The organism is Lonsdalea iberica (assembly GCF_002111585.1).
In the GTDB taxonomy this organism is placed as follows: Bacteria; Pseudomonadota; Gammaproteobacteria; order Enterobacterales; family Enterobacteriaceae; genus Lonsdalea; species Lonsdalea iberica.
The window spans coordinates 86,029-111,919 of sequence record NZ_LUTP01000003.1; the positions used below are offsets into that span (position 1 = coordinate 86,029).

The window sequence follows — 25,891 nt, forward strand, 5'->3', positions numbered from 1 at the left end:
GATGACGCCGGGCGTCGACGCGCATCGTTAGAAGTTATATCCCACCATGGCGTAATACCCCCATCCTGTCGATTTAATCGGCCCCTGCGGCGTGCCAATCTCCGCGCCATCCTGCCACTGTCCGCCGTGATGGAAATAGCGCGCGACGAGGGCGTAGTGCCAATGGTCGTAGCCCAGTGACAGAATATGGCTTGAGGCGATGGCGTTGCTGGTCCGCACCCGTTTACCATTGCCGTCGACCCAGTTGCTGTCTTTAGCCAGATCGGAACCGAAGTCGAAGTTAGTGAAACCGATGTAGCTCAAGTTGCCGCCCCACAGCGGCGTTATCGGTACAAAATATTTTATTTTGATGCGATAGCCATCCCACTGATTTTCATTGGCCGCCTGGTAGTTTTCCCACTGATATTTGGCGTAGACGTTGAGGGACAGACTCATCGGCAGGCCGGTATCAATATCGGTGCCCAGCCCCATATACCAAGTATTTTGACGGCCGTCGGCGTTATGCCCGAGGTCGTAAATATAGTTATTGGCAAAGTACCACTGTTTGAAGGGGCCCACACTGAGATCGGTGCCGGTCAGGTTGTCGAGGGAAAAACGAGGTTCGATTTCCATAAACAGCGGAGATCCTTTGTCCCAGATGCCGCTGTCGGGCGTGTTGCCGATGCCAAACGATTTGGGAACATCTACATAGCCGTAAAAGTCGAGCCAGTCTGTTTTGGCGAAGGCTTCGTACTCCAGATAAAGGTCGTTATTCAGCTGAGGTCCGAAACGGGTATGGTAGCTGCCGACCACGTTGACGCTCTGGTGCCACCAGTCTGAAACGTACTGACTATCGGCTGAAGCCGCGCTAAAAGACGCAGCCAGTAGCGTACAGGCGGCAAAGGCGATTTTCTTCATGTATTTCCTCGTTAAAACAAAGAGCGTGTCCTGCTCGTTAAAAGTGTCGGCGTACTGAAGGCAAGCAAAGCGCTGTCGATATTGCCGCAAACTGCTGACAGCACGCTTCACAAAAGAGTGGGAAGTGAGCGCGTATCTGGCGGCCTTTCGCGAATACCTTCTCCGCAGCCGCTGCTCACCGAGTCGAGGGCCGCATGACGGCTAGCGTTGAGTATCCCTGCCACATCATTGTCATGCCCGGCCTAGATCGAAGTCCCTCGACTTCTTTTTGTGAGAAGCAAATGACATACCAGAAAAAATCGGCTTCATCGCTGCCTTTCATTTTGTTACCTGATGCAATCAATGACGAACGTTGCAACGAAAAATCCGCCTAAGGCCTGAGTCTTTCGCCTCTTTTTGGTGAAAGACATGTTGAAGGTGCACCAGCGAAGGGACAGGCAGCGCGGACGGGGGATGTCGTCTGCGGTGGGCGAGAGTATCCACCGAATGGCTGGAGGAAAGTTTGGCTTGCATCACGGCTTACCCGTTTTTTTCTTTCGAAATAAGTTCATACCAATGGTGTCCGCGCCTAATTAATTAAAAGTTGAAGATATACCGACTTTCAATACGTCAAAACGATGACTTAACAGCTGGATGGGTGCGCAGCTTAGGTGCAGGTGGAGGAAACCGCCACCACGCATGAAGGAACGCTGCTGATGGAAGAACACTGTTCCGGCCTCTCGTTTTCTCTGACTCGTTTGGCTCTGACTGTTCTGCTGGTGGGGGCGACGCTGCCGACGGCTGCTCATGCCGAAACCAAGGTGCGTATTGGCATGACGGCGGCGGAAGTCCCTGATCGAATCGCGGTGATGTAGGGCAGACGCATTGTCGAGCAGGCGCCGTTGGCCGAGCTGATGCACAGCCCGCGTCACCCTTATACGCGCGTGCTGCTCGGCACCCGGCCGCAAGGCGGGCTGGAAAAAGGAAGTCGTCTGGTCAGCATCTCTGGCGCGCCGCCGGATCTGGCTCACTTACCCGCGGGCTGCGCCTTTGCGCCGCGCTGCCCGCAGGCCAGCGAGCTCTGCCGGCAGCGGGTGCCTGAGGAGAGTCGCGTGGCGGCGGAACATCAGGTGTTTTGTCACCACTGGCAGGTGTGATGAACGAATTTTGTTCGACTCTGTATGGCATGACGGCCTTTTTGTGGCAGGAAATGCTGGTGTAAGCTTAATAACAGGAAATTAGCCATTTTCCGATAGAGCGTAGGGGGGAATCCCCGTATACCGTTGGCATACGCCGCATCGCGGCTATGCAGAGGGTATCATTATGATTAAACCGCTGTTGTTCGCTGCCGTTTTGGCAAGCGTGATGTATACGGCGCCCGCCGCGCAAGCCGACAGCCTGAGCCTGTCGCTGCCGGGCGTTCAGCTACACATTGGCGATCGCGACAGACGAGGTTACTACTGGGATGGCCGCTACTGGCGTGATCCTGACTATTGGCGTGAACGTCACCATTACCACCGGCCGCCTCCGCCGCCGCGCCATTACTACGAGCCGCCGCCGAGAGTGATTGTCGTGCAGCCGCCGCCGCGGGTCTATCGGGAGGATCGCCACCACCGCGGGCCTGACCGAGGCTGGGATCGCGATCGCGAACGTGGGCGTCGTCACCATCGGGACGACGATCATCGCCGGTAATCATCATTCAGGGGGGGCGAACTCACCCCGCTATGCCTGACCAGCCATGAATGAACCTCAAGGGATGCCAGCAATTGCGGCATCCCTTGTCGTTTCAGCCTTTCAGCCCACGCCGGCCCACTGGCGGCGCGAGTCCTGAATCCCCTGACATCGTGAAAATCCACATCGTTGTCTGCATCTCAGCGGCCCTGATGTGCTCCTGATATGGCACGAAGAGCCTTAGAGGACTCTCGGGTACTACGTGGCGAGGCGTGACCGTCATTCCCATGCCTGCGGGTGTCTTACGATGAGGTGCCTTCGTGAGGTGGTAGTGAAGAGCATATCCCATATAATCATGATGAATAGATGAAGTATCATCCATGAAGATGATGGGCGTGCGTAAGCGGCCATCGCCTGTAGGATTATGGCCGGCTCATCCCTTTTCAGCGTTATCCGATGGGGCGTCAGGCGGCCTCGGCAACCGGTAGAGAGGAGACATCATGCTAGATCATATTTGCCAGCTAGCGCGTGAGGCGGGTGACGCCATCATGCAAATCTATGAAGGACAGGAACCGGTTGAAGTTAAACATAAGCAGGATGACTCGCCGGTGACCGCGGCCGATATCGCCGCGCATAAAGTTATTGCCAGCGGGCTGACGGCCGCCTATCCCACAACCCCTTTGTTGTCTGAAGAGGATCCGCCGCCGTGGGCTGAACGCCAGCACTGGCAGCGTTATTGGCTGGTGGACCCGCTGGACGGGACAAAAGAGTTTATTGGCCGCAACGGTGAGTTCACCGTCAATATCGCGCTGATCGAAGACGGTAAGCCGGTGCTGGGTGTGGTCTATGTGCCGGTGACCGGCGTGATGTACGCCGCAGCGGAGGGTAAAGCCTGGAAAGAGGAGTGCGGCGTCCGTCTGCCGATCCAGGTGCAGGACGCGCGTCCGCCGCTGGTTGTCGTCAGCCGTTCCCATGCGGATGCGGAACTGCAGGACTACCTCGCCCAGTTAGGCGACCACCAAACCGTCGCTATCGGTTCGTCGCTGAAATTCTGCCTGGTGGCGGAAGGAAAAGCGCAGCTTTATCCGCGTTTCGGGCCCACCAGCGTGTGGGATACGGCCGCAGGGCATGCCGTGGCGCTGGCGGCGGGCGCGCAGGTCAATGACTGGAAAGGACAGCCGCTGTCTTATCTTCCTCGCGAATCGTTTCTCAATCCCGGATTTCGCGTTTCCCTGTATTAATCTCGTCTAAGGGCTGTCCGGGCCGAAGTGCCTGGCCCGGAGCCCCACAATGGCTATTCACGCCCTCTCTCACATTAAGCGCGTTAAAGTTTTATGAGGATTGTCCGAAACCTTTAAGCGCTGTCGTCATTTCGTCATAAAAAGACGATATAACACCGCACGGGATAAATGAGCCGGCTGAAATGGCGGAAGACGTCACTGGCGAACGCTGCGCTGTATTACCCTGGAATTTGAAGGTTTATTCTGATTTATCAAATTTTGCGTTTTTCTGTTCCGTAAACTAATGTAAAAGCGATAAATAATGCTGGCTTATAGGGAACTTCCCATTAAATATCTACCCTAAATGTAGGATAAAGCTTGGTGCGTCATACACCCTGTACCGGGTTGGTGGCAGGAGACGCACTTCTGGAACAACGTAAGGAGAGGAAGTATGAGGATCTTCGAACGCTATAACCCTTTTAAAGTCGCCAAATACGTGAAGACCTTATTTCGTGGACGGTTGTACATCAAAGGGGTCGGTGCTTTTGAGTTCGACTACGGCAAAATTTTATTGCCGAAAAAGAAAGACAAGCAGCATCTTGAAGTCATGTCTGAGGTCAACCGTCAGGTCATGAAACTGCAGTCAGAGCTGGCTTAACGCCGACTGCCACCCTCGCTATAAAATGCTGGAGACGACGGACTGGACTGTTGCGACACATGCAAAGAATTGATGCGTGATGTGTAAAAAAGAACAGGTTCGGCTCTGCGCCGGTATGAGGGTGACCGGTACGCCACGCGGTTATCCAGCGTCAAAAAAGGCCCTTTACGGGCCTTTTTTAATGAAGGAAAGACAGCCTTAAGGCTGCACGATGGTGACATCTGGACCAGCGCTACCGGCCGGTTTGTCTTCCAGTCGAGTGACCAGCAGCTGATCAATCTTGTAGCTGTCGATATCCACCACTTCGAACTTGTAGCCCGCGAAACGCACGAAATCGGTCCGCTTGGGAATTTTACGTAAAGTGTACATCATGAAACCGCCGATGGTTTCGTAGTTGCCGGAGTGGGGGAAGTCGTCGATATTCAGCACGCGCATCACGTCGTCGATTGGCGTGCCGCCCTCAATCAGCCAGGAGTTGGCATCACGGGCGACAATCTGCTCTTCCAACCCCTGTCCCACCAAGTCGCCCATGAGCGTTGTCATCACGTCGTTGAGGGTGATGATGCCGACCACCAGCGCATATTCATTCAGAATCACAGCGAAGTCTTCGCCCGCGGTCTTGAAGCTTTCCAGCGCCTCGGACAACGTTAGCGTATCCGGCACAATCAGCGCCGGGCGAATTTGGACGCCGCTGGTCAGTTCGAGGCTTTGATTGCCCAGCACCCGGTTCAGCAGGTCTTTAGAGTCGACGTAGCCGACGATCTGATCGATATGGCCGTCGCAAACCAGGAATTTGGAGTGCGGTTGCTGAGCGATTTTCTCCTTGATGCTTTCTTCGTTCGCATGCAGGTCGAAAAATACCACGCTTTCGCGCGAGGTCATGGAAGACGGGACGGTGCGGGATTCCAGCTCGAACACGTTTTCGATCAGTTCATGTTCCTGTTTGCGCAGCACGCCGGCCAGCGCGCCGGCTTCCACCACCGCGTAGATGTCGTCCGACGTAATGTCGTCCTTACGCACCATCGGCAGCTTCAGCATCCGGAAGATCATGTTCGCCAAACCATTAAACAGCCAGACCAGCGGCCGGAATATCAGCAGACAGAAGCGCATGGGGTTGATGATCCGAACGGCAACCGTTTCGGGGGCGATCATGCCTATGCGTTTCGGCGTCAAATCGCCAAGCAGGATAAACAGGCTGGTAACCAGCACAAAGGAGCAAATAAAGCTGACGCGCTCGGCCATCTCCGGCGACATCACATTTTCGAAAAGCATACTGAAGTAGGGGGAGAAGGCGGCATCGCCAACGACACCGGCGAGAATGGCGACGGCGTTGACGCCGATCTGAATCACGGTAAAGAAAATACCGGGCGTTTCCTGGAGCTTCATCACGCGCTCAGCGTTCTGGTTGCCCTCGTCGGCCATGAGTTTGAGCTTTATTTTGCGCGATGCAGCCAGGGAAATTTCAGATACGGAGAAAAACGCGCTAACGGCGATAAGAAAAATAATTAATAACAAACTGTTTAACATAGTTTTTTCGCTTTGCCTCAATAGACAGGGCGATCCTCAGGAAGGAAAATAATCATGAACCGACGGCAGGGAGCCGTGGACAAGGCCGGTTATCAGCCTCATGTCGGCGGCATTATAGCAGGAGCGCTTAAAGAACCGCCAGCACTGGCGTGCGGCGATCGGCGGGTCGCTAATACAGCGTGTCAACGAGGGAAAAATGCCGCCGGTTTTACGCGACGGCATGCCGTGAAATCAGCGTTGTGGCGGCAGACAAACGCCGATGCCGCCTAGCCCGCAATACCCTTCCGGATTTTTGTACAAATATTGCTGATGCTCATCTTCCGCATAGTAGAACGGTCCGGCCTCCGCGATTTCGGTGGAGACCGTTCGCTTATCGCCCGCGGCGGCCATCGCCTGCTGGAAGCGCTGCAGACTCTCATTCGCGGCCTGTTCCTGCTGTACCGTCAGTGTGTAGATCGCTGAACGGTACTGCGTGCCGACATCTCCCCCCTGACGCATCCCCTGAGCCGGATCGTGATTTTCCCAGAAGATGTGCAGCAGCTTCTCGTAGCTGATGATCGTCGGGTCGAACACCACCCGCACGACTTCCGCATGACCGGTTTTGCCGGTACAGACCTCCCGATAGGTCGGATTAGGCGTAAAACCACCGCTGTAGCCGGCCGCCGTGCTGTAAACGCCCGCCTGCTCCCAGAACAGGCGTTCTACGCCCCAGAAACAGCCCATGGCGAAAATAGCGACGTCCATGCCCTCCGGGACATGCGTCATCGAGTGCTGATTGACCACATGAAGCCGGGCGACAGGCATCGGGGTTGACCGGCCTGGCAGCGCGTCGGCCTGGCTTATCGACTGCGTTTTATCAAAAAGTGAGACCACGTTGAGCTCCCATTTGCTGATTGGATCATCGTTATCGGTTAGGGTTCCGGTATCTGCCGGGCAGGATAAAAGGGTGTGCGAGCAACTTTCCCCTTGTATACACTATATTTTAGGCTTTACCGGCTAATATCTATGGCTAAAGAGAAATAATTTAATTCAATCGGGTGATCAGGGAGCGCAGTGGCGATTTTTACATTGAAGAGGAATTTTTATCGCACTGGCGGCATCCGCCTGTGTCGTGTGTTAGGTCTGTGCGGATTGATGCTGGCAAGTGCTTCTGTCGGTGCCGCTTCCAACGTTCGTTTGCAGGTTACGGGGCTGACGGGAGAACTGCAAAAGAACGTGCGGGCGCAGCTGTCTACCATTACCGCTGACGAAGTCAGCGCCGATGGACGCTTCCGCTCACGCGTCAACAATGCCATCCGGCAAGGGTTGCGGGCGCTTGGTTATTACGATCCTGAAATCGACTTTCAGTTCTTACCGGCGGTCAGCGGCGGCCGACCGGTGCTGATGGTCAAAGTCTCGCCGGGAGAGCCGGTAAAAATCGCCGGTGTGGACGTCGATATAGAAGGACATGCCCATGATGACGAGGATTTCCTGAAGCTGCGGAAAGAAAAGACGCCGGCGATAGGCATGGTCCTCAATCACGGCGATTATGACGATTTCAAAAGCGATCTGAATACCCTGGCCGTCAGTAAAGGCTACTTCGACGCACACTTTCTCAAAAGCCAGCTAGGGGTGATGGACTCGACCCATCAGCCTTCTGGGACATCGACTACGACAGCGGCGAGCGCTACCGCTTCGGCGCACTGAGCATTGAAGGCTCGCAGATCCGGGAAGAGTATGTCCGCGCGCTGCTGCCTTTCCATGAAGGCGATTACTACACCTCTGAGCAGCTGGGCGAATTCAACCGCCGACTCTCGGCCACCGGATGGTTTAACTCCGTGGTGGTTTCCCCCGATCTGCAACGGGGAAGAGAAAAGACAAATAAAGAGCTGCCGATGGAGGCGGTGCTATCTCCACGTACCCATAACACGGTGGAAACCGGGGTCGGCTACGCCACAGACGTCGGTCCGCGCCTGAAAACCACCTGGAACAAACCCTGGGTCAACTCCAGCGGCCACAGTCTGCAAAGCAGTTTCAGCGTTTCTGCACCGGAGCAGCAGCTCGATCTAAGCTATAAAATCCCGCTACTCGCCAATCCTCTGGAGCAGTATTACCTGCTGCAAGGCGGCTTCAAGCGTGAAGATCTCAATGATACCAAGGCGGACTCCACTACCCTGAACGTGGCCCGTTATTGGAACTATTCAAGCGGCTGGCAGCGGTCGGTCAACCTGCGCTGGAGTCTGGATCACTTTACTCAGGGGTCGGTGACTGACACAACGATGCTGCTCTACCCCGGTTTCAATGTGAACCGCACCCGTCAGCGGGGCGGGTTGATGCCGACGTGGGGAGATTCGCAAAGCTACTCCATCGATGTGTCCAATACTGCCTGGGGATCCGATATCGATTTCTCCGTCTTCCAGGCGCAGAACGTCTGGATCCGTACCTTGGAAGAAAAACACCGGTTCGTCGTGCGCGGCAATCTGGGCTGGATTGAAACCGGCAGCTTCTCCCGCGTGCCGCCGTCCCTGCGTTTCTTTGCCGGTGGCGATCGCAGCATTCGTGGCTACAAATACAAATCTATCTCCCCCCGCGACGGCGACGACAAGTTGACCGGGGCCGCCCGTCTCGCGACGGGCTCGCTCGAATACCAATACAACGTTACCGGCAAATGGTGGGGCGCGGCGTTTATCGACAGCGGTGAGGCGGTTAACGACTTCAAACAGAGCAACTTTAAAACCGGGGCGGGGGTTGGCGTTCGCTGGGCTTCCCCTGTCGGGCCAATCAAGCTGGATATCGCACGGCCTATCGGCGATCCGGAAAAACACGGTTTACAGTTCTACATCGGTTTGGGGCCGGAATTATGAGTAAGTTGAAAAAAATCGGGATCGGCCTCATTGCCGTATTACTTGCGCTGATCGTGGCGCTGACGCTGCTGGTGACGACGACGCCAGGGCTGCATTTCATGCTGAACTCGGCTACGCGCTGGGTGCCGGGATTAGCCATAGGGAAAGTGGACGGCGGCTGGCGCGACCTGACGTTACAGGACTTCAGCTATCAGATGCCGGGCGTGACGGTGAAGGCGACCCGTCTGCATTTGGCTCTGACGCCGAGCTGTCTGTGGCACAGTAAGCTGTGTATCAACGACCTGTCATTACAGGGGCTGGACGTGGTGGTGGACACAAAAGCCATGCCGCCCGCAGCTCAGGAGACGACGACCGCCAGCGAACCGACCACGGAGATCTCCACTCCGCTGACGCTCGACCTGCAACATTTCAGCCTGCAAAACACCCGCGTGACGGTGGACGATATCGCCATGTCGCTGGCGGAGTTTCAGACCGGTATGTTTTGGCAGGGGCGGTCGCTGACGTTACAGCCGACCCGCATCGCCTCTTTACTGGTCGCGTTGCCTAAAACCCCTGCGGGACTGGTCGTCAAAGACGACGTGACGGCGGGCGACGTCGCGCAGACGCTGCCGCAGGTCGCGAAAGCGTCTCAGGATAAGGGCGCCAAGGACGCGGCGAAGGAGAAAACGCCGGCTGAACCGCCGTTAGGCGAACGGTTGCAGGCGATATTCGCCAAACCGCTGCTGAATGACATGCCGGCCATCACTCTGCCGCTGGACGTTACTATCGCCGATATCACCGGCGAGCAGCTGCGTGTCACCGGCGATCAGGATGTGACGATCAACCGACTGCAACTCCAGGCCTCGACGCTGAAACAGGCGGTGACGCTACAGCGGTTCAGCGTGCAGTCCCCGCAGGGATCGCTGTTCGCAAACGGCGCGGCGACGCTCAATGGCGACTGGCCGGTGACGTTTAACGCCAATGGCGCGCTCAATATCGACCCGTTGAAGGGAGAGCGCCTGAAGCTCACCGTTGACGGCGCTTTGCGACAGCAACTGAAGCTGGCGATGAATCTCTCCGGTCCGCAACGCGCGCAGCTGAATATCGACACGGCGCTGGCCGAGCAGGGGCTGCCGCTGACGCTGAAGCTGCAAAGTTCCCAACTGCGCTGGCCGATGACCGGCACCGCGCAGTATCAAATGAACAATCTGCTGGTGAATTTCGGCGGCAAAGCGACGGACTATGCGCTCAACGTGAAGGGCGATATCCGCGGCAGCGCCGTTCCGCCCGCTTCGTTGCGGGTCGAAGGGAAGGGTGACTTACAGCAGTTCGAACTGGCGCACCTGCGTCTCGACGCGTTCAAAGGCTACAGCGATATCACCGCGAAAGTCGATTGGCGCGATGCCATCAACTGGAGCAGCGCGTTGACCATTAGCGGGATCAATACGGGCCGACAGTGGCCCGACTGGCCGGTGCGTCTCAACGGCATCATCAAGGCTAATGGGAAAGTGGTGTCCGGCAGCGATTGGCAGGTACAGGTGCCTCAGTTGCAGATGGACGGCAGCATCCGCGAGAACAAGCTGACGGCGAAAGGTTCGCTGAGCGGGAATGCGGCAGGGCAGTGGAACGTGCCCGGGCTAAATCTGGCGCTCGGCCGCAACCAGATCGATGTTAAGGGAAAGCTGGACGACCGCTGGCAGCTGTTGGCCGATATCAACGCGCCGGAGCTCAATGGCATGCTGCCCGGTCTGGGCGGGCATATCCTCGGAAATCTTCGCCTGGACGGCCGTCGGGACGCGCCTCAGGTGCACGCCGACTTAACGGCTTCTGCGCTGCGCTGGCAGGATCTGCGGATCCAGCGTATCGATCTGAAAAGCGATGTCCGCACGGACCAGCAGATCCAAGGGACGCTGGCGCTGAAGGTGGCCCAGCTCACGCAAGGTTCGTTGAAGGTGAGCTCGGTCGATCTGGAAGCGGGCGGCAATGAAATCAAACATCAACTTCAGCTCACGGTGAAAGGCGAGCCGGTTTCCGGCCAGCTTGCGCTGAACGGCAGCTTCGACCGCGCTCAGGAACGCTGGCGCGGGACGCTGAACAATACCCGTTTTGACACGCCGGTCGGCGAGTGGCGGCTGACGCAAGCCATGTCGCTGGACTATCTGGCGGCGGCGCAGAAAATCACCGTCGGCACCCACTGCTGGGTCAATCCGCATGCGGAAGTGTGCGTGCCGAAGCCGATTGAGGCCGGCCCCAGCGGACAGGCCAGCGTGCGGCTTAATCGCTTCGATCTGGCGATGCTTGAGCCTTTCCTGAGTGAAGATACGGTGCTGACCGGGCGGTTCTCCGGCGATGCCGACGTCAGCTGGCAGGCAAACGGCGGACTGCCGCAGGCCAAGGTCACGCTGAACGGCGACGGTGTGAGCGTGCGTCAACAGATGCAGGGGGGCGCGCTGCCGGTGGTGTTTGACACGCTGACGCTGAATGCCGGCCTTGACCGTGGTCAGGCCAAAATCGGCTGGCGGATGGCGATTCGCGGCAATGGCCGTCTGAACGGGGACGTGCTGATTAGCGACCCGCAGCAGCGGCGCAACCTGAGCGGTACGGTCACCATCGATACGCTGTCGCTGGACATGCTCAACCCAGCTTTGCAGCAAGGCGAGAAGGCTGCCGGTATTGTGAACGCCAATCTGCGACTGGGCGGCAGCGTCGAACGTCCGCAGCTCTTCGGTCAGATGGTGTTGGAAAAACTGGATATTGACGGCAACTGGATGCCGGTCGACCTGAAGAATGGCCGCCTTGCGGTGTACTTCAACGGGATGTCCTCCACGCTGCAAGGGTTCCTCAAGACCACACAGGGACAGGTCAACCTGGCCGGGGGCGCCGACTGGTCGCAGCCCGATGCCTGGCGCGCGCGCGTTGCCGTGAAAGGCGATCGCATGCGGGTGACGGTGCCGCCGATGGTGCGTCTGGATGTGTCGCCCGATATCGTTTTCGAAGCCACGCCTCAGCTGCTGGCGCTGAACGGGTCGGTGAACATTCCGTGGGCGCGCATCGTTGTGCATGATCTACCGGCCAGTTCGGTCAGCGTCTCGTCCGATGAGGTAATGCTGAATGAAGAAGGGAAACCGACGCAGCAGAAATCGACCTCGATTCCGATTAACAGCAATCTGACTATCCACATCGGGGACGACGTCAAACTCGACGCCTACGGTCTGAAAGCCAATCTGGCGGGGGATTTGAAAGTGGCGCAGGATGAGCGTGGTTTGGGCCTTAATGGTCAAATCAATATTCCCAGCGGACGATTCAAAGCGTATGGTCAGGATCTGCAGGTTCGCAAAGGTCAGCTGCTATTTGCGGGGCCGCCGGGACAGCCGATGCTAAATATCGAGGCGATTCGTAACCCCGACAACACGGAAGATGATGTCACGGTGGGGATTCGCGTCACCGGCTCCGCGTCGGCGCCCAAGCTGGAGGTCTTCTCCGATCCGACTCTGTCGCAGCAGGAAGCATTGTCCTATCTGCTACGCGGTCAGGGGCTGGATAGCAGCGGAACCGATAGCTCAATGATGACCTCCGCACTGATCGGTCTGGGGGTTGCGCAGACAGGTCAAGTTGTGGGTAAAATCGGCGAGGCTTTTGGCGTAAGCAATTTAGCTCTGGACACACAGGGCGCTGGCGATAGTTCCCAAGTCGTCGTCAGCGGTTACGTCGCGCCGGGCCTGCAAGTCAAATATGGCGTGGGTATATTTGATTCACTGGCAACGTTAACGCTGCGTTATCGTTTAATGCCGAAACTATATCTGGAGGCGGTGTCTGGCGTCAGTCAGGCATTAGATGTGCTCTATCAGTTCGAGTTTTAGCGATGCGAATTATTGTGTATGGCAGTTTACGACGCAAACAGGGAAATAGTCATTGGATGACCAATGCACAATGGTTAGGCGACCACCAGCTTGAAGGTTATGAGCTGTATGATTTGGGTCACTATCCGGCGGCAGTGGCGGGTGAGGGGGCGGTATACGGCGAAGTCTATCGCATAAGTTCCTCCATCCTGACCGAGTTGGATGCTTTAAAACGAGACGGGGGCGAATATCAACGCAAGCTGATATTTACCCCTTACGGTAGCGCTTGGATCTATCTTTATCAGCGCTCCGTGATGGGGCTGCGGCGCATCAGTAGCGGCGACTGGTCTAAACGCGACGACGACGCGTAACTGCCTTTCATCGTTCTGCTACCCCGACACGCGGCGCTTTGCTCATGACGGGGCAGGGCAGGCGTAAAAACCGGGAAATCGTTTTTCATTCTGCTTCAGTAACTAAAAAACACCGCCAGTTGCGGTGTTTTTTTATGCCTGTCGCTAGGGAATGCCTCTCCCATCAATTACCCCTTCTTACCGCCAATGCGCGCGATCGCGAAAAGGGGCCGGGGGAGAACAACGGGCAGGCGTTCAAACGACAAGGGGGCTGAGACATTAAGCCTCAGCCCCCTTGCAGAGACAGGTCATGCGCTGCCGGGAACGTCTTCCCGCTGCGCTTTCACTGCGGGATTACTTGTTTTTGGCGCGTTCGAACGAAGCAACGATTTCCGCTTTTGCGGCTTCAGCGTTGTCCCAGCCTTCCACTTTCACCCACTTGCCTTTTTCCAGATCTTTGTAGTGCTCAAAGAAATGGCCGATCTGCGCACGGAGCAGTTCAGGCAGATCGTTCACATCCTGAATGTGCTCGTACTCTTTGCTCAGTTTGCTGTGCGGTACGGCAACGACCTTGGCATCTTCACCGGATTCGTCGGTCATTTTCAGTACGCCGACCGGACGGCAACGGATCACTGAGCCTGGCTGCAGCGGATATGGGGTTGGAACCAGTACATCGACCGGATCGCCGTCCAGCGACAGAGTGTGGTTGATGTAACCGTAGTTGCACGGGTAGAACATCGCTGTAGACATAAAGCGGTCGACAAACAGCGCGCCGGTTTCTTTGTCTACTTCATATTTAATGGGATCGGAATTCGCGGGAATTTCGATGACTACATAAATATCTTCCGGAAGCGATTTGCCTGCCGGCACCGTATTCAAGCTCATGTCGGTTTCCTTCTCTTTCAAACCAGAAATGGAGTGGCGGTCATTATAGCCAACTCGTCGTGAAAGTCGCGGTTTTTAGCAGTACGGACGCCGGTTCGGCGTGCCGCAGGGCTAGGGCTGCTTCAGCCGGGGGCTTACGTCATTGAGGGGTCACTAGCAAGCTAATCATAACCAATATAATAATTAATTTAATTGAAGAGTCAGGGTGATGATCCGATAAGAAGGGGGCTTCTTTAATGAGATTTATCTATTTTTCACGGCTTTTTCATTAAGTTAAGAGGGATTTTGGGATGTTGAAAAATATCACGGTGAAGTCCAGCCTGATTGTGTTGTTGAGCGTCATGGTACTGCTGCTGCTGCTGGTCAGCGGTATTGGCGCCAACGCAATCAGCCAGGGAAATGCTTCGTTAAGCTCGATCGATAAAATACAGGGGAAAGAACTTGGGACGCTGGCGGCGAGCTATACGGCGACGCTGCGAGCCCGCACTACCGCCTATCAGGCCGCACGGCAGATGGATGAAGGCAATGTTACCCGGGCGAAGGAAACGCTGTCGCGCGTTGAAAGTTATCTGGACCGTTCTCGCAAGGATATGGATGAGTTTCTGGCGTACGGCACGGTGACCGCCAAAGGCGCGATCTTGGCCGAGCAGATCAAAACCAGCTATGAAAACTACCGTAATCTGGGCATCACCCCGATGATGGAAGCGTTGAAAAAAGGCGACACCGTCGAGTTCTACAAAATCACACAAGATGTTGTGGTGCCTTATAGCATGGCGATGGATAAAGCCATTAACGACTTCCGCGTCTTCGCCGTCATGGTGGGGGACAATCTGCTCACCAAAGCCGAAGAGCTGGCGTTAAGTCGCCTGTCGATTATCGGTCTCTCCTGCGTGCTGACGTTGCTGCTGTCCGGTGTGGCCTGGGTCGTGATCAAGCGTCTGATCCTGCAACCGTTGGATCGCTCCGTCTATCAGCTGGAAGTCATTGCTGGCGGCGATCTGTCCCAGCATATTGAAGACGGCGGCAAGAATGAAATTGGCCGCCTGATTCAAGCGATGAAGACGATGCAGGAGGCGCTGGCGAACGCTGTCGGACGAGTGCGCGATGCGGGGAGTCATATTGAGGTCGGCACGCGAGAGCTGGCTGCCGGCAACGTCAATCTGGCGGAGCGTACCGAGGAGTCAGCGGCCTCATTGGAGCAGACCGCCGCCAGCATGGAGCAGTTGTCTTCTACGGTTAAACTGAATGCGGAAAGCGCCGACCAGGCCTACCTGCTGTCGCAGAACGTGGCCGATATCGCCGACAAGGGCAGCGACGCCGTTCGTCGGATGCTGGAAAAAATGGAGCTGATCTCCCAGAGCACGGCGAGCGTGGCGGACATTCTGGCGATGATCGACGGCATCGCTTTCCAGACCAACATTCTCGCGTTGAACGCGGCGGTTGAAGCAGCGCGTGCAGGCGAGCAGGGACGCGGCTTCGCCGTAGTGGCCGGCGAAGTCCGTAGTCTGGCCCAGCGCAGCGCGCAGTCTGCTAAAGAGATTAAAACGCTGTTGGAAGATTCGCATGTTCAGGTGCGTGAAGGCACGGAAATCGCGCAGGTCGCCGGTGAAACTATGAAAGACGTTTCGTCCGCCGTGGTGCAGGTGACGACGCTGATGGGCGAGATTTCCACCGCGACCCGCGAACAAAGCAACGGCATCGATCAGGTCAACACCGCCGTTTCGCAGATGGACAGCGTGGCGCAGCAGAACGCGTCTTTGGTTGAGGAGTCGGCTTCTGCGACGCGTTCGCTGGAAGAACAGTCGATAGAACTGGCGGCCAGTATGGCGCTGTTTAAGCTGGGAAATGAGCCGTTGGCCGCGATTGCCCGCAGCTAAACGGAACTCACGCGTCGCTGCGTGTCAGCGGCGTCGTGAACAAAACGATGCGGGTTACTTCTGTTCGGAAGAGGATGAAGAGGCGTTCCCGTGTCGTTTTTTCCAGATTTTGGTCTCCCGACCACGCCATAAACGCTGGATGTTGTCATGGTGGCGGACCAATATCAGGCAGGAGAGCATGGCGACAGGGAAGGTCAACTGCGGTTTAAACCACCAGACGTAAAACGGCGCGATGAGCGCACTCACAATAGCGCCTAGCGACGAATACCCGCTTAGCAGCACGGTTAACAGCCACGTCCCCGTCATCAATCCGGTTAAATCCCAGCCGATAGGCGCGATCGCGCCGAACGCCGTCGCTACCCCTTTACCGCCGTGAAAGCGAAAGAACAGCGGATAGATATGGCCCAAACAGGCGGCGATGGCGATCAAGCCGAGATAAAAGGGCGGGACGCCCAGCGCGTAAGCGCCCCACACCGGCAGCATTCCCTTGAGAACATCGAAAAGCAGTACGGCGGCGGCAGCCCCTTTACCGCCGACGCGTAAGACGTTGGTGGCGCCCGGGTTTCCGGAGCCGTTTTCGCGTGGGTCTGGCAATCCTGCGATCCTACAGACCAGAATCGCACTGGAAATCGAGCCGCACAGATACGCGAGGATAATCATTCCCAGCGCGGTAGCACTCATAGTATGCGTCCGTCTAATAAAGGTCGTTTTAATATTAGCATCCAAGGATAATACGCATATTCGGCCGGAAGTGGTATCCGGCAGCCGCAAAAACAGAGGGTAAGGTAATGGATATCGTATTTATCGAAGAACTTAGCGTGATTACCACGATCGGCGTTTACGACTGGGAGCAGACCATTCAGCAGAAGCTGGTGTTCGATATTGAAATGGGCTGGGACAACCGCGCCGCCGCCGCCAGCGATGACGTTAAAGATTGTCTAAGCTATGCGGATGTCAGCGAGGCGGTTATTGAGCTGGTCTCCACACAGCGGTTCGCGCTGGTTGAACGCGTGGCCGAAGATGTGGTCCAAATGCTGATGAAACGATTCGGGATACCGTGGATGCGTCTTAAAGTCAGCAAACCGGGAGCAGTCGCTCAGGCTCGCGCGGTCGGCGTGGTGATCGAGCGAGGAATGAGATAATTCCGGTATGTCATGATTAGAGACCCTTCCTAAGGTCATTATCTCGTAATCTCATTATTTTAATGTCGTTTCATATGCAGCGGCTCGCGTGCAGCGAGGCCGCTTTTTTATGGTTACGGTTTGATGGAGCTGAACAGGTAATGACGGATTCATACACGTTGCTGGTGGCGTTTATCCTTGGGATCGTCGAGGGTCTGACGGAGTTTTTACCGGTCTCCTCGACCGGACATATGATCCTGGTCGGTCATTGGTTGGGATTTGAGAACGATCTGTCGAAAACCTTCGAGGTGGTGATTCAGCTGGGGTCTATTCTGGCAGTGGTCGTCGTGTTCTGGCGGCGCATGTTCGGCCTGATCGGCATCCATTTTGGACGCCAGCCCCATGAGGGCATCAAGCCCACAGGGCGTTTGACGCTGGTGCATATCTTGTTGGGAATGGGGCCGGCGGTGGTGCTGGGGATGTTTTTCCACGACGCCATCAAAACGCTGTTTAATCCGCAGATGGTGGCATGGGCGTTGATCGCCGGCGGTATTTTGCTGCTGATTGCCGAAAAATGGCGTCCTAAAACCCCGCGCGCGGAGGGGCTGGATGATATCAGTTATCGCCAGGCTTTCTATATCGGGTGCTTTCAGTGTCTGGCGCTATGGCCGGGATTTTCCCGCTCCGGCGCGACCATCTCCGGCGGGATGTTGACGGGCGTGAGCCGTTATGCGGCGTCTGAGTTTTCCTTCATCCTGGCGGTGCCGATGATGCTGGGGGCCAGCGGGCTGGATTTGTATAAAAACTGGCATCTGATGAGCATGTCGGCGGTGCCGATGTTTGCCATTGGCTTTGTCACGGCGTTCGTCGTCGCCATGATCGCGATTAAAACGTTCCTGGCGGTGATCAAGCGGATGTCGTTTGTGCCCTTCGCCATTTACCGTTTCATCGTCGGCGCGGCGGTGTATCTGATCTTCATGTAACAAAGCGGGAAGAGCCCCGCGACCAGTATGGCTCAACATACGGCCTTTCCCCCTGCGGCGACGCATGAAGGAAAGGCCGTTTTTTTAGTCCGCGTCCTGCTGGTCTTTCCAGTTTTGCAGCGCGCGGCGGCGTCGCCAGTGCAGTTCGTCGCGAATCGCCACGTTGCGAAAGCCATCGGCTACGACCTGTGCGCTGGTGACGCTGCTCGCAACCTTGAAAGCTTCACGCAGATAATCGCCTTGCGGATAAGGCTTGTTCTCAAAGCCGGTACGGCCGCGCGCATCGGCTTCGCTGGTGAGGATCAGCTGGTCCAGACGATGAGGTTTGCGCCAGACATCGATGCTGTCGAACAGCTTCAGCAGCGTCTTGGGCTGTAGGATCGGCGCGGTGTGCAGCAGATCGTGGAACTCCGCCACCAGTTTCGCCAAATCGCGTATCTGATTGGGGATCCGCAGCCGTTGACACAACGCTTCAATTAGCTTGATGCCCGCCGGACCATGTCCGTGGTGGCGCGGCCACAGCGACGGCGGCGTCAGACCTTTGCCGACGTCGTGGCACAGCGAGGCGAACCGCACGTCGATCTCGGGGCTGAGCTGCGCCGCGATCCCCAGCGTCATCATGACATGAACGCCGGTGTCGATTTCCGGGTGCCATTGCGCAGGCGCGGGGACGCCAAACAGATTGTCGATTTCGGGGAACAAGACCTGCAGCGCGCCGCAGTCCCGCAGCCGTTCGAAATAGACCTGTGGCGAGTTCGACCCCAGCGCCTTTTCGGTCTCTTTCCACACGCGTTCCGGCGTCAGGCTGTCGAGTTCGCCGCTGTCGACCATCTGACGCATTAGGGCCAGCGTTTCCGGCGCTATCGTAAAGCCTAGATGAGCGTAGCGGGCGGCGAATCGCGCAACGCGCAACACCCGTAGCGGATCTTCGCCGAATGCATCGGAAACGTGGCGGAGTTGTTTGGATTCGAGATCGCGCTGGCCGCCGTAGGGATCGATCAGGCTGCCGTCTTCATCTTGCGCGATGGCATTGATGGTCAGATCGCGGCGCTGGAGATCGTCTTCCAGCGTGACATCCGGACTGGCGTTGCAGACAAAACCGGTATATCCCTGCCCGGATTTACGTTCCGTTCGGGCCAGGGCGTACTCTTCGCGGCTGGTGGGATGCAGGAAGACGGGGAAGTCCCTGCCGACCTGCTGATAGCCGAGTGTTAACAGTGTTTCGGGCGTGGCACCGACCACCACCCAGTCGCGCTCGGTGACGGGTTGATGCAACAAACCATCGCGCACGGCGCCACCCACAAGGTAAATCTTCAAACCCAACTCCTGAATCTACGGTTTCTTAGTGACTATGGCTCACTATAACCTTTATTGATGTTCAGCGTCGGGTTTGAATACGGGCAAAGGATTAGCCCATCCAGCGATCGTTTTTCTTGCGACGTGGGATCAGATGCGGCAACACCAGCCCCAGCAGCAGACCAGCGCCTGCTACGCCGCCGCCGTACATGAACCACTGTAGGATCAACGTGCGCTGTTTGTCATCCAATTGCACGTTGGCGGCGTTGACCTTCTTCTGCGCCACGACCAGCTGATTTTTCAGATCCTGATTTTCGCGCTGCAGCCCGGTGATCACGTTATCGCTGGCGGCGACTTTTTGCTGCATATCCGCAGTGCGCTGGTTCCAGCTCTGGTCGATGTGGGTCAGCTTGTCGGTCAGGACTTTCACCTGATTCTCCAGATCCGGCACGCGGGTGCGCAGGCTAGGCATCTGGCTCAGCTGATCGAGCGGGATCCAGCTGGCGCGGCCTTTGCTGTCGCGGATCTGGGCATAGCCCGCTCCATCGTTGACTTCCACGACGGAGACTTCTTCACCCGCCTTCAGCGTGCCGACAATACGGTACTGGTTGCCCGGTCCGCTGTGAATGTAGGTGATGAGTTCATCGGAGATGTAGCGTTTTTCTTCCGCCTGGGCGCCAAAGGTGACGGCAAGGCCAACGAGGCCGGCAATAATAAAGCGTAATTTCTGCATAAGATCATCAGGTTGCGTGAATGAATGTGTAATATTCGTCGGATAAGTCTGACGACGCGGGTGACAAACCTAAATGGGAACTGTCTTACTCTTGTTTGTCAGCCGAAGACGCAGGATAACCGATGATGGTGATGGCCGCACGTCTGGCGGCCTGCAGCGGCGAGGCGATGGCAACGGTGGCAAGGTAGCGTAAAATGTTATTTACTGACGAGATTCCCGCAGCATCCGGTGTAGCTAACTATTATGAGTGAAGAGATCGAACTGAAATTTATCGTCCATCCAGCCACGGTGCCCGCTTTGCAAGCGCAGCTGAACCAGTGGAAGAGCGACTACAGCCACAGCAAGCATTTACATGCGCATCAGTTGGCGAACATTTATTACGAAACGCCGGACGGCTACCTGCGTCAGCACGGTATCGGGCTGCGTATCCGTGGGGAAAACGGCCGCTACGAAATGACCGCCAAAACGGCGGGCAAGGTGGTCGGCGGCCTGCATCAGCATCCGGAATATAACGTCGAGCTGGCAGGACCGCAGTTGGACATTCGTCTGTTGCCGGACGATATTTGGCCGGAGCACTGCGACCTTGACGCATTGGCGGCAGAGTTAACGCCGTTGTTCAGCACCGATTTCCGTCGTGAAGTCTGGGTCGTGTCTCATCACCAAAGCATTATCGAAATGGTGCTCGATCGCGGCGAGGTGGTGGCCGGGGAATGGCAGGAGCCGATTTGCGAGCTGGAGTTGGAGCTGAAGGTCGGACAGCGTAGCGACCTGCTGGAATTCGCCGACGAGCTTTCCGACGTGGGCGGCCTGCGGCAGGGCTACTTGAGCAAAGCGGCCCGCGGTTATCAGCTGGCTAAAGGCAATCCGCCGCGTGACCGACACGCCCTGACGTTCATGCCGGTTAAAGACAAAATGACGCTCGATGAGGGAATTGAGGCGGGTCTGGAGTTTGGGCTGACGCACTGGCAGTATCACGAAGAGCTGTGGGTGCGGGGCGATCAGGCCGCGCGCGACAGCATGCTGGAAGCGGGAACGCTGTTGCGGGAAATGCTGGTGCTGGTCGGCGGCGTGGTGCCGCGTAAAGTGACCTCGGCATTTCGCGGCGCCTTGACGGCGCTGGAAGCGAAGGCTTTGACCGATCTCGACGCAGAGACCGTCTGCTTCGATAAGGATTACCTGAAAAGTAAACTGGTGCTGACGACCTGGCTGCTGGAAGCAGGCTGGCGTCGTTATATGGATAACCGCGAGCGCATGCGTTTGCGGAGTTCCTATAAACGCTTCGCTGATATCATGCTGAGCCGGAGTCTGGCGGAGCTGAAGTCCGTCTTTGCGCATTCGCTGACGTCGCTGCATTACGAACAGCAACTGCCGCGTTTGGAACGTGGACTGAGCGCTTTTATGCTGCTGGGCGGTTTCTATCCGGCGGCGGCGGCGGGCGATTATGTTCGCGTCTGGCGCGAGCTGGCGCAGCAAATCGCCAAGCTTAATGTCCACCAACCGGCGCCTGTCGCGTTGGATGATATCCGTAAGCAGGCGATTACCTGTCCGCCTTTCTGGCTGAACAGCGGACAACCATGATGCAATGAACCCAGCCGCCTGTCGTCGGAGCAGGCGGCGGTGTGAGGATAGGTCGATGAGCAGCACTCCTGCGCCCCGTTTCCCATTACCCGCCTCGTTACTCTCTCAGGCCCAGCATGCGGGGTCCCGCTGGCCCTCTTCTCCTGCGCTCACGACGTTGACGGCGGAGGAGCAGGCGGCGGTCGCGATGAGCGATTTCGTCAGCGACGCGCTGGCGCGCTTCCCTGCCTGGCTACACGACATCAGACAATCTCCGCCGGTCCCCGAAGAGTGGGAAAACTATGCGGACGCGCTGCGACTGGCGCTGAGCGAGGTGCGCGATGACGCCGCGCTGATGGCTACGCTTCGCACGTTTCGGCGTCGCATGCTGGTCCGCATCGCCTTCGCGCAGGCGCTGGGTACGTGCGGCACAGAGGAAACGCTACGGCAACTGAGCGAGTTGGCGGAAGTGTCCGTCATCGCCGCCCGCGACTGGCTATACGACGCCTGCTGCCGGGAATGGGGTACGCCCTGCAATCCACAGGGCGACCCTCAGCCGCTGATGGTGATCGGCATGGGCAAGCTGGGCGGTCGGGAACTGAATTTCTCCTCGGACATCGATTTGATTTTCGCCTATCCGGAAAACGGAAATACGCGTGGCGGACGGCGGGAGCTGGACAACGCTCAGTTCTTTACCCGGCTGGGTCAACGGCTCATCAAAGCGCTCGATCACATCACCGAAGATGGTTTTGTGTACCGGGTGGATATGCGCCTGAGGCCGTTCGGAGACAGCGGTCCGCTGGTGCTGAGCTTCACCGCGCTGGAAGACTACTACCAAGAGCAGGGGCGCGACTGGGAGCGCTACGCGATGGTAAAAGCGCGGCCACTCGGCGAAGCGGATGCGGCGTATCGTCAGGAGCTGAATCAACTGCTGCGTCCGTTCGTGTTCCGGCGCTACATGGACTTCAGCGTTATCCAGTCCCTGCGCAACATGAAAAACATGATCGCGCGCGAAGTACGTCGCCGCGATCTGCGTAATAACATCAAACTCGGTCCCGGCGGCATTCGGGAAGTGGAGTTCATCACCCAGGTCTTCCAGCTGATTCGCGGAGGACGCGAGCCGCAGCTGCAATCGCGTTCGCTGTTGCCGACGTTGCAACAGTTGGGCGAACTGGGCGTGTTGCCTGCGGAGCAAACGTCGCGACTGCGGGAAGCTTATCTGTTTCTGCGGCGGCTGGAAAACTTGTTACAAGCTATCGCCGACGAACAGACTCAGACTCTACCGGAGGACGCGCTCAATCAGGCCCGCCTGTCTTGGGGAATGGCCTGCGATAGCTGGCCGTCACTTTGCGAAGCATTGACGCGACACACGCAGGCGGTGCGTGACGTCTTCAACGAACTGATCGGCGACGACGCCCCCGACGGCAGCGATGATCCGGCTCACGAACATTTTCGCAGCTTGTGGCAGGACGGGTTGGACGAGGCCGAGTTAGCGTCCCTGACCCCGCATTTGCCGGAAGCGAACCGGACGAATTTGTTACAACAGCTACAGGACTTTCGTTCCGAGCTGTCTCGCCGCACTATCGGTCCACGTGGCCGGGACGTGTTGGACCAGTTGATGCCCGCGCTGCTGGCGGAAGCCTGTCAGCAGGAGCAAGCCGATATCATCGTCTCGCGCATCACGCCGCTGCTCACCGGCATCGTCACGCGAACGACCTATCTGGAGCTGCTGCTCGAATCACGTCCGGCCTTGAAGCACCTCATCCGCCTGTGCGCGGCCTCCCCGATGCTCGCCAGCCAGCTGGCGCGCTATCCGCTGCTGCTGGATGAGCTGCTCGACCCTGCTACGCTTTATCAACCGACGGCGCAACATGCCTATGCGGATGAACTGCGCCAATACTTGATGCGGGTACCGGAAGAGGACGAGGAGCAACAGCTGGAAGCGCTGCGCCAGTTCAAGCTGACGCAGCAGCTAAGAATTGCCGCCGGAGATATCGCGGGCGCGCTGCCGGTCATGAAAGTCAGCGACCATTTGACCTATCTGGCCGAGGCGATTATCGCCGCCGTGGTGCAACAGGCTTGGCTGAGTATGGTGACGCGTTATGGCCAGCCGTCGCACCTGCAACAGCGAGAAGGGCGCGGGTTCGCGGTGATCGGCTACGGCAAGCTGGGCGGCTGGGAGCTAGGCTATGGTTCGGATCTCGATCTGGTCTTTCTGCACGACTGCCCGGCGAACGTGATGACCGATGGCGATCGCAGTATCGACGGCCACCAGTTCTATCTGCGGCTGGCCCAGCGCGTCATGCATCTGTTCAGCACGCGCACCTCGTCCGGGATCCTCTACGAGGTGGACGCGCGACTGCGGCCGTCCGGCGCGGCGGGGATGTTGGTCAGTACTGTCGGCGCGTTTGACGACTATCAGCGCCACGATGCCTGGACATGGGAGCATCAGGCGCTGGTTCGCGCGCGTATGGTTTATGGTGAAACCGGCGTCCAGCGTCAATTTGAGGCGACCCGACGACATGTTCTTTGTCGGGCGCGCGACGGCGAAGCATTACGCGCCGAGGTACGGGAGATGCGTGAGAAGATGCGGCGTCACCAGTCCCGACGGGATCCGGATGCGTTCAATCTGAAAGCGGATGCCGGCGGTATCATCGACATCGAATTTATCGTGCAGTATCTGGTCCTGCGTTATGCGCACGCGCAGCCGGCATTAACGCGCTGGTCCGATAATGTACGTATTCTGGAGATGATGGCTCAGCACGGCGTGATGGAGGAAGACGAGGCCAATGCATTAACGCGGGCTTACATCACGTTGCGCGACGAACTGCATCGTCTGGCCTTGCAGGAGCGCTCCGGGCGCGTGAGCCAAGCGCTTTTCCGCGCTGAGCGCGAGCAGGTGGAACGCAGCTGGAAAAACTGGCTGGGCTGATAAATTGCGCGAGAAATCGCCGCCGCCTCCGCGGATTTCCCCTGCGGGGGGCCGTGACGTCGTGCGAGCTGTGGTAGTATAGCGCGCGTTAAAATGAACCCTTTTTGGAGCAGGGAATGAAAGTTACGCTACCTGATTTTCGTCAAGCCGGTGTCCTGGTGGTGGGCGATGTCATGCTCGACCGGTACTGGTATGGTCCTACCAGCCGTATTTCGCCGGAAGCGCCGGTACCGGTGGTCAAGGTCGACACCATCGAGGAGCGTCCGGGCGGCGCGGCAAACGTGGCGATGAATATCGCGGCGCTGGGCGCCGGTTCGCGTCTGGTCGGCCTAACCGGGATCGATGATGCGGCTCGGGCGCTGAATGCCAAACTGAACGAAGTCAACGTGCAGTGTGATTTCGTCTCCGTCGCGACGCATCCCACGATTACCAAGCTGCGGGTGTTGTCTCGCAACCAGCAACTGATCCGTCTGGACTTTGAGGAAGGGTTCGACAACGTTGACCCGGAGCCGATGATTGAGCGCATTCAGCAGGCACTGCCGAAAATTGGCGCGCTGGTGCTGTCGGACTACGCCAAAGGCGCGCTGGTCCACGTTCAAAGCATGATTCAGACGGCGAAAGCGGCCGGCGTGCCGGTGCTGATCGACCCAAAAGGCACCGATTTTGCTCGTTATCGCGGCGCAACGCTGTTGACGCCGAACCTGTCGGAATTCGAAGCCGTCGCAGGGCGCTGCCGCGACGAAGACGATCTGGTCGCGCGCGGTATGCAGCTGATGGCGGATCTGGATCTCTCCGCGCTGCTGGTGACCCGTTCAGAGCAGGGCATGACGCTGCTGCAGCCGGGTAAAACGCCGCTGCATCTTCCGACGCAGGCGCAGGAAGTGTATGACGTGACCGGCGCTGGCGATACGGTCATCGGCGTACTGGCCGCCGCTCTGGCTGCCGGAAATCCGCTGGAAGAAGCCTGCTTCCTGGCCAATGCCGCCGCAGGCGTCGTGGTCGGCAAGTTGGGCACCTCCACCGTTACGCCGATCGAGCTGGAAAACGCGGTCCGCGGTCGTGCGGAAACCGGGTTCGGCGCGATGGACGAAGCGCAGCTGAAAGCGGCGGTCGCTCAGGCGCGTCAGCGCGGCGAGCGTATTGTGATGACCAACGGCTGCTTCGATATTCTGCATGCCGGCCATGTTTCCTATTTGGCGAACGCCCGCAAATTGGGCGACCGTCTGATTGTCGCCGTGAACAGCGATGCATCGACTCAGCGGCTGAAAGGCCCCACTCGTCCGGTCAATCCGCTGATGCAGCGAATGATCGTGCTGGGCGCGTTGGAAGCCGTCGACTGGGTGGTGCCGTTCGAAGAGGACACTCCCCAGCGTCTGATTGCCGAAATCCTGCCGGATATTCTGGTGAAAGGCGGCGATTACAAGCCGGAAGAGATCGCGGGCAGCAAAGAAGTCTGGGACAACGGCGGCGAAGTCAAAGTACTGAACTTTGAGGACGGCTGTTCGACCACTAATATCATCAATACCATCAAGGCCAGCCGCTGA

The 25,891-nt window shown here is 57.6% G+C and carries 20 protein-coding genes and 1 pseudogene; 14 read left to right on the top strand and 7 right to left on the bottom strand.

All coding sequences use genetic code 11. The features are described 5' to 3' along the window. Nucleotides 1–27: 27 nt before the first annotated feature. The gene (locus AU511_RS01835; protein ID WP_094108587.1) at nt 28–897 is read right to left on the bottom strand and encodes a nucleoside-specific channel-forming protein Tsx; all 870 of its coding nucleotides are present in this window, start codon (nt 895–897) and stop codon (nt 28–30) included. 650 nt (nt 898–1,547) lie between these two features. Between AU511_RS01835 and AU511_RS17960 the strand changes: the two genes are divergently transcribed. From AU511_RS17960 to AU511_RS01855, 5 genes are all read left to right on the top strand, one after another. Beyond that, nucleotides 1,548–1,751 carry a hypothetical protein gene (locus AU511_RS17960; protein WP_240503743.1) on the top strand — a complete coding sequence of 68 codons (204 nt, stop codon included), beginning with the start codon at nt 1,548–1,550 and terminating at the stop codon, nt 1,749–1,751. A 9-nt stretch (nt 1,752–1,760) separates the two neighbouring features. Continuing rightward, nucleotides 1,761–2,033 carry an oligopeptide/dipeptide ABC transporter ATP-binding protein gene (locus AU511_RS17615; RefSeq protein ID WP_276207158.1) on the top strand — a complete coding sequence of 91 codons (273 nt, stop codon included), beginning with the start codon at nt 1,761–1,763 and terminating at the stop codon, nt 2,031–2,033. Nucleotides 2,034–2,199: 166 nt separating this feature from the next. Then, entirely contained in the window at nt 2,200–2,568 is a 369-nt protein-coding gene (locus tag AU511_RS01845; RefSeq protein WP_094108588.1) for a DUF2502 domain-containing protein, read from the top strand. Nucleotides 2,569–3,047: 479 nt separating this feature from the next. Next, nucleotides 3,048–3,788: a 3'(2'),5'-bisphosphate nucleotidase CysQ gene (gene cysQ, locus AU511_RS01850; RefSeq protein ID WP_094108589.1), complete on the top strand. Its 741-nt coding sequence runs from the start codon at nt 3,048–3,050 to the stop codon at nt 3,786–3,788. Nucleotides 3,789–4,218: 430 nt separating this feature from the next. Beyond that, the gene (locus tag AU511_RS01855; protein WP_026739210.1) at nt 4,219–4,425 is read left to right on the top strand and encodes a DUF1107 domain-containing protein; all 207 of its coding nucleotides are present in this window, start codon (nt 4,219–4,221) and stop codon (nt 4,423–4,425) included. 198 nt (nt 4,426–4,623) lie between these two features. On the opposite strand, the gene paeA is transcribed toward AU511_RS01855, so the two are convergent. Next, nucleotides 4,624–5,952 (bottom strand): polyamine export protein PaeA, encoded by a 1,329-nt coding sequence (paeA, locus tag AU511_RS01860; protein ID WP_094100464.1) that lies wholly within the window; start codon nt 5,950–5,952, stop codon nt 4,624–4,626. A 231-nt stretch (nt 5,953–6,183) separates the two neighbouring features. Further along, entirely contained in the window at nt 6,184–6,825 is a 642-nt protein-coding gene (msrA, locus tag AU511_RS01865) for a peptide-methionine (S)-S-oxide reductase MsrA (RefSeq protein WP_094108590.1), read from the bottom strand. A 231-nt stretch (nt 6,826–7,056) separates the two neighbouring features. Between msrA and tamA the strand changes: the two are divergent. The 3 genes and pseudogenes from tamA (at nt 7,057) to AU511_RS01880 (ending at nt 12,984) form a co-directional block, all read left to right on the top strand. After that, a pseudogene (gene tamA / locus AU511_RS01870) lies at nt 7,057–8,795 on the top strand (autotransporter assembly complex protein TamA). Beyond that, nucleotides 8,792–12,634 (top strand): autotransporter assembly complex protein TamB, encoded by a 3,843-nt coding sequence (gene tamB, locus AU511_RS01875; protein WP_094108591.1) that lies wholly within the window; start codon nt 8,792–8,794, stop codon nt 12,632–12,634. The pseudogene tamA and the gene tamB overlap by 4 nt, the downstream one beginning before the upstream one ends. Before the next feature lie 2 nt (nt 12,635–12,636). Beyond that, nucleotides 12,637–12,984, top strand: a complete 348-nt coding sequence (locus AU511_RS01880; protein WP_094100461.1) for a gamma-glutamylcyclotransferase family protein — start codon at nt 12,637–12,639, stop codon at nt 12,982–12,984. Between the two features lie 333 nt (nt 12,985–13,317). On the opposite strand, the gene ppa is transcribed toward AU511_RS01880, so the two are convergent. After that, nucleotides 13,318–13,848: an inorganic diphosphatase gene (gene ppa / locus AU511_RS01885; RefSeq protein ID WP_074728244.1), complete on the bottom strand. Its 531-nt coding sequence runs from the start codon at nt 13,846–13,848 to the stop codon at nt 13,318–13,320. Nucleotides 13,849–14,138: 290 nt separating this feature from the next. Between ppa and AU511_RS01890 the strand changes: the two genes are divergently transcribed. Continuing rightward, a complete protein-coding gene (locus AU511_RS01890) occupies nt 14,139–15,725 on the top strand; it encodes a methyl-accepting chemotaxis protein (protein WP_094108592.1) in 1,587 nt (528 codons plus the stop codon). 54 nt (nt 15,726–15,779) lie between these two features. Here AU511_RS01890 and plsY read toward each other — a convergent pair whose 3' ends face one another. Then, complete coding sequence (gene plsY / locus AU511_RS01895; RefSeq protein WP_139829351.1) at nt 15,780–16,406, bottom strand: glycerol-3-phosphate 1-O-acyltransferase PlsY; 627 nt, start codon at nt 16,404–16,406, stop codon at nt 15,780–15,782. A 107-nt stretch (nt 16,407–16,513) separates the two neighbouring features. Here plsY and folB point away from each other — a divergent pair, with 107 nt between their 5' ends. Together folB and bacA are read left to right on the top strand one after the other, a co-directional pair. Further along, complete coding sequence (gene folB, locus AU511_RS01900) at nt 16,514–16,867, top strand: bifunctional dihydroneopterin aldolase/7,8-dihydroneopterin epimerase (protein WP_094100458.1); 354 nt, start codon at nt 16,514–16,516, stop codon at nt 16,865–16,867. 140 nt (nt 16,868–17,007) lie between these two features. Next, nucleotides 17,008–17,829 (top strand): undecaprenyl-diphosphate phosphatase, encoded by an 822-nt coding sequence (bacA, locus tag AU511_RS01905; RefSeq protein ID WP_094108594.1) that lies wholly within the window; start codon nt 17,008–17,010, stop codon nt 17,827–17,829. 84 nt (nt 17,830–17,913) lie between these two features. Here bacA and AU511_RS01910 read toward each other — a convergent pair whose 3' ends face one another. Next, the gene (locus AU511_RS01910) at nt 17,914–19,146 is read right to left on the bottom strand and encodes a multifunctional CCA addition/repair protein (protein WP_094108595.1); all 1,233 of its coding nucleotides are present in this window, start codon (nt 19,144–19,146) and stop codon (nt 17,914–17,916) included. Between the two features lie 91 nt (nt 19,147–19,237). Continuing rightward, nucleotides 19,238–19,858, bottom strand: a complete 621-nt coding sequence (locus AU511_RS01915) for a TIGR04211 family SH3 domain-containing protein (RefSeq protein ID WP_094100455.1) — start codon at nt 19,856–19,858, stop codon at nt 19,238–19,240. A gap of 243 nt (nt 19,859–20,101) precedes the next feature. Here AU511_RS01915 and AU511_RS01920 point away from each other — a divergent pair, with 243 nt between their 5' ends. The 3 genes from AU511_RS01920 to hldE all read left to right on the top strand — a co-directional run bounded on the left by AU511_RS01920 (nt 20,102) and on the right by hldE (nt 25,891). Continuing rightward, the gene (locus AU511_RS01920; RefSeq protein WP_094108596.1) at nt 20,102–21,436 is read left to right on the top strand and encodes a CYTH domain-containing protein; all 1,335 of its coding nucleotides are present in this window, start codon (nt 20,102–20,104) and stop codon (nt 21,434–21,436) included. A 55-nt stretch (nt 21,437–21,491) separates the two neighbouring features. After that, nucleotides 21,492–24,347, top strand: a complete 2,856-nt coding sequence (glnE, locus tag AU511_RS01925; protein WP_094108597.1) for a bifunctional [glutamate--ammonia ligase]-adenylyl-L-tyrosine phosphorylase/[glutamate--ammonia-ligase] adenylyltransferase — start codon at nt 21,492–21,494, stop codon at nt 24,345–24,347. Between the two features lie 116 nt (nt 24,348–24,463). Then, on the top strand, nt 24,464–25,891 hold the full coding sequence (hldE, locus tag AU511_RS01930) for a bifunctional D-glycero-beta-D-manno-heptose-7-phosphate kinase/D-glycero-beta-D-manno-heptose 1-phosphate adenylyltransferase HldE (RefSeq protein WP_094108598.1): 1,428 nt from the start codon (nt 24,464–24,466) through the stop codon (nt 25,889–25,891).

What these genes read in the sequence shown, in the direction of transcription:
- AU511_RS01920 (WP_094108596.1), top strand. Translation starts at nt 20,102, where the DNA reads ATGAGTGAAGAGATCGAACTGAAATTTATCGTCCATCCAGCCACGGTG.
- AU511_RS01855 (WP_026739210.1), top strand. Translation starts at nt 4,219, where the DNA reads ATGAGGATCTTCGAACGCTATAACCCTTTTAAAGTCGCCAAATACGTG.
- ppa (WP_074728244.1), bottom strand. Translation starts at nt 13,848, where the DNA reads ATGAGCTTGAATACGGTGCCGGCAGGCAAATCGCTTCCGGAAGATATT.
- plsY (WP_139829351.1), bottom strand. Translation starts at nt 16,406, where the DNA reads ATGAGTGCTACCGCGCTGGGAATGATTATCCTCGCGTATCTGTGCGGC.
- AU511_RS01915 (WP_094100455.1), bottom strand. Translation starts at nt 19,858, where the DNA reads ATGCAGAAATTACGCTTTATTATTGCCGGCCTCGTTGGCCTTGCCGTC.
- folB (WP_094100458.1), top strand. Translation starts at nt 16,514, where the DNA reads ATGGATATCGTATTTATCGAAGAACTTAGCGTGATTACCACGATCGGC.
- hldE (WP_094108598.1), top strand. Translation starts at nt 24,464, where the DNA reads ATGAAAGTTACGCTACCTGATTTTCGTCAAGCCGGTGTCCTGGTGGTG.
- AU511_RS01890 (WP_094108592.1), top strand. Translation starts at nt 14,139, where the DNA reads ATGTTGAAAAATATCACGGTGAAGTCCAGCCTGATTGTGTTGTTGAGC.
- tamB (WP_094108591.1), top strand. Translation starts at nt 8,792, where the DNA reads ATGAGTAAGTTGAAAAAAATCGGGATCGGCCTCATTGCCGTATTACTT.
- AU511_RS01835 (WP_094108587.1), bottom strand. Translation starts at nt 897, where the DNA reads ATGAAGAAAATCGCCTTTGCCGCCTGTACGCTACTGGCTGCGTCTTTT.
- cysQ (WP_094108589.1), top strand. Translation starts at nt 3,048, where the DNA reads ATGCTAGATCATATTTGCCAGCTAGCGCGTGAGGCGGGTGACGCCATC.
- AU511_RS01880 (WP_094100461.1), top strand. Translation starts at nt 12,637, where the DNA reads ATGCGAATTATTGTGTATGGCAGTTTACGACGCAAACAGGGAAATAGT.
- AU511_RS01845 (WP_094108588.1), top strand. Translation starts at nt 2,200, where the DNA reads ATGATTAAACCGCTGTTGTTCGCTGCCGTTTTGGCAAGCGTGATGTAT.
- bacA (WP_094108594.1), top strand. Translation starts at nt 17,008, where the DNA reads ATGACGGATTCATACACGTTGCTGGTGGCGTTTATCCTTGGGATCGTC.
- paeA (WP_094100464.1), bottom strand. Translation starts at nt 5,952, where the DNA reads ATGTTAAACAGTTTGTTATTAATTATTTTTCTTATCGCCGTTAGCGCG.
- glnE (WP_094108597.1), top strand. Translation starts at nt 21,492, where the DNA reads ATGAGCAGCACTCCTGCGCCCCGTTTCCCATTACCCGCCTCGTTACTC.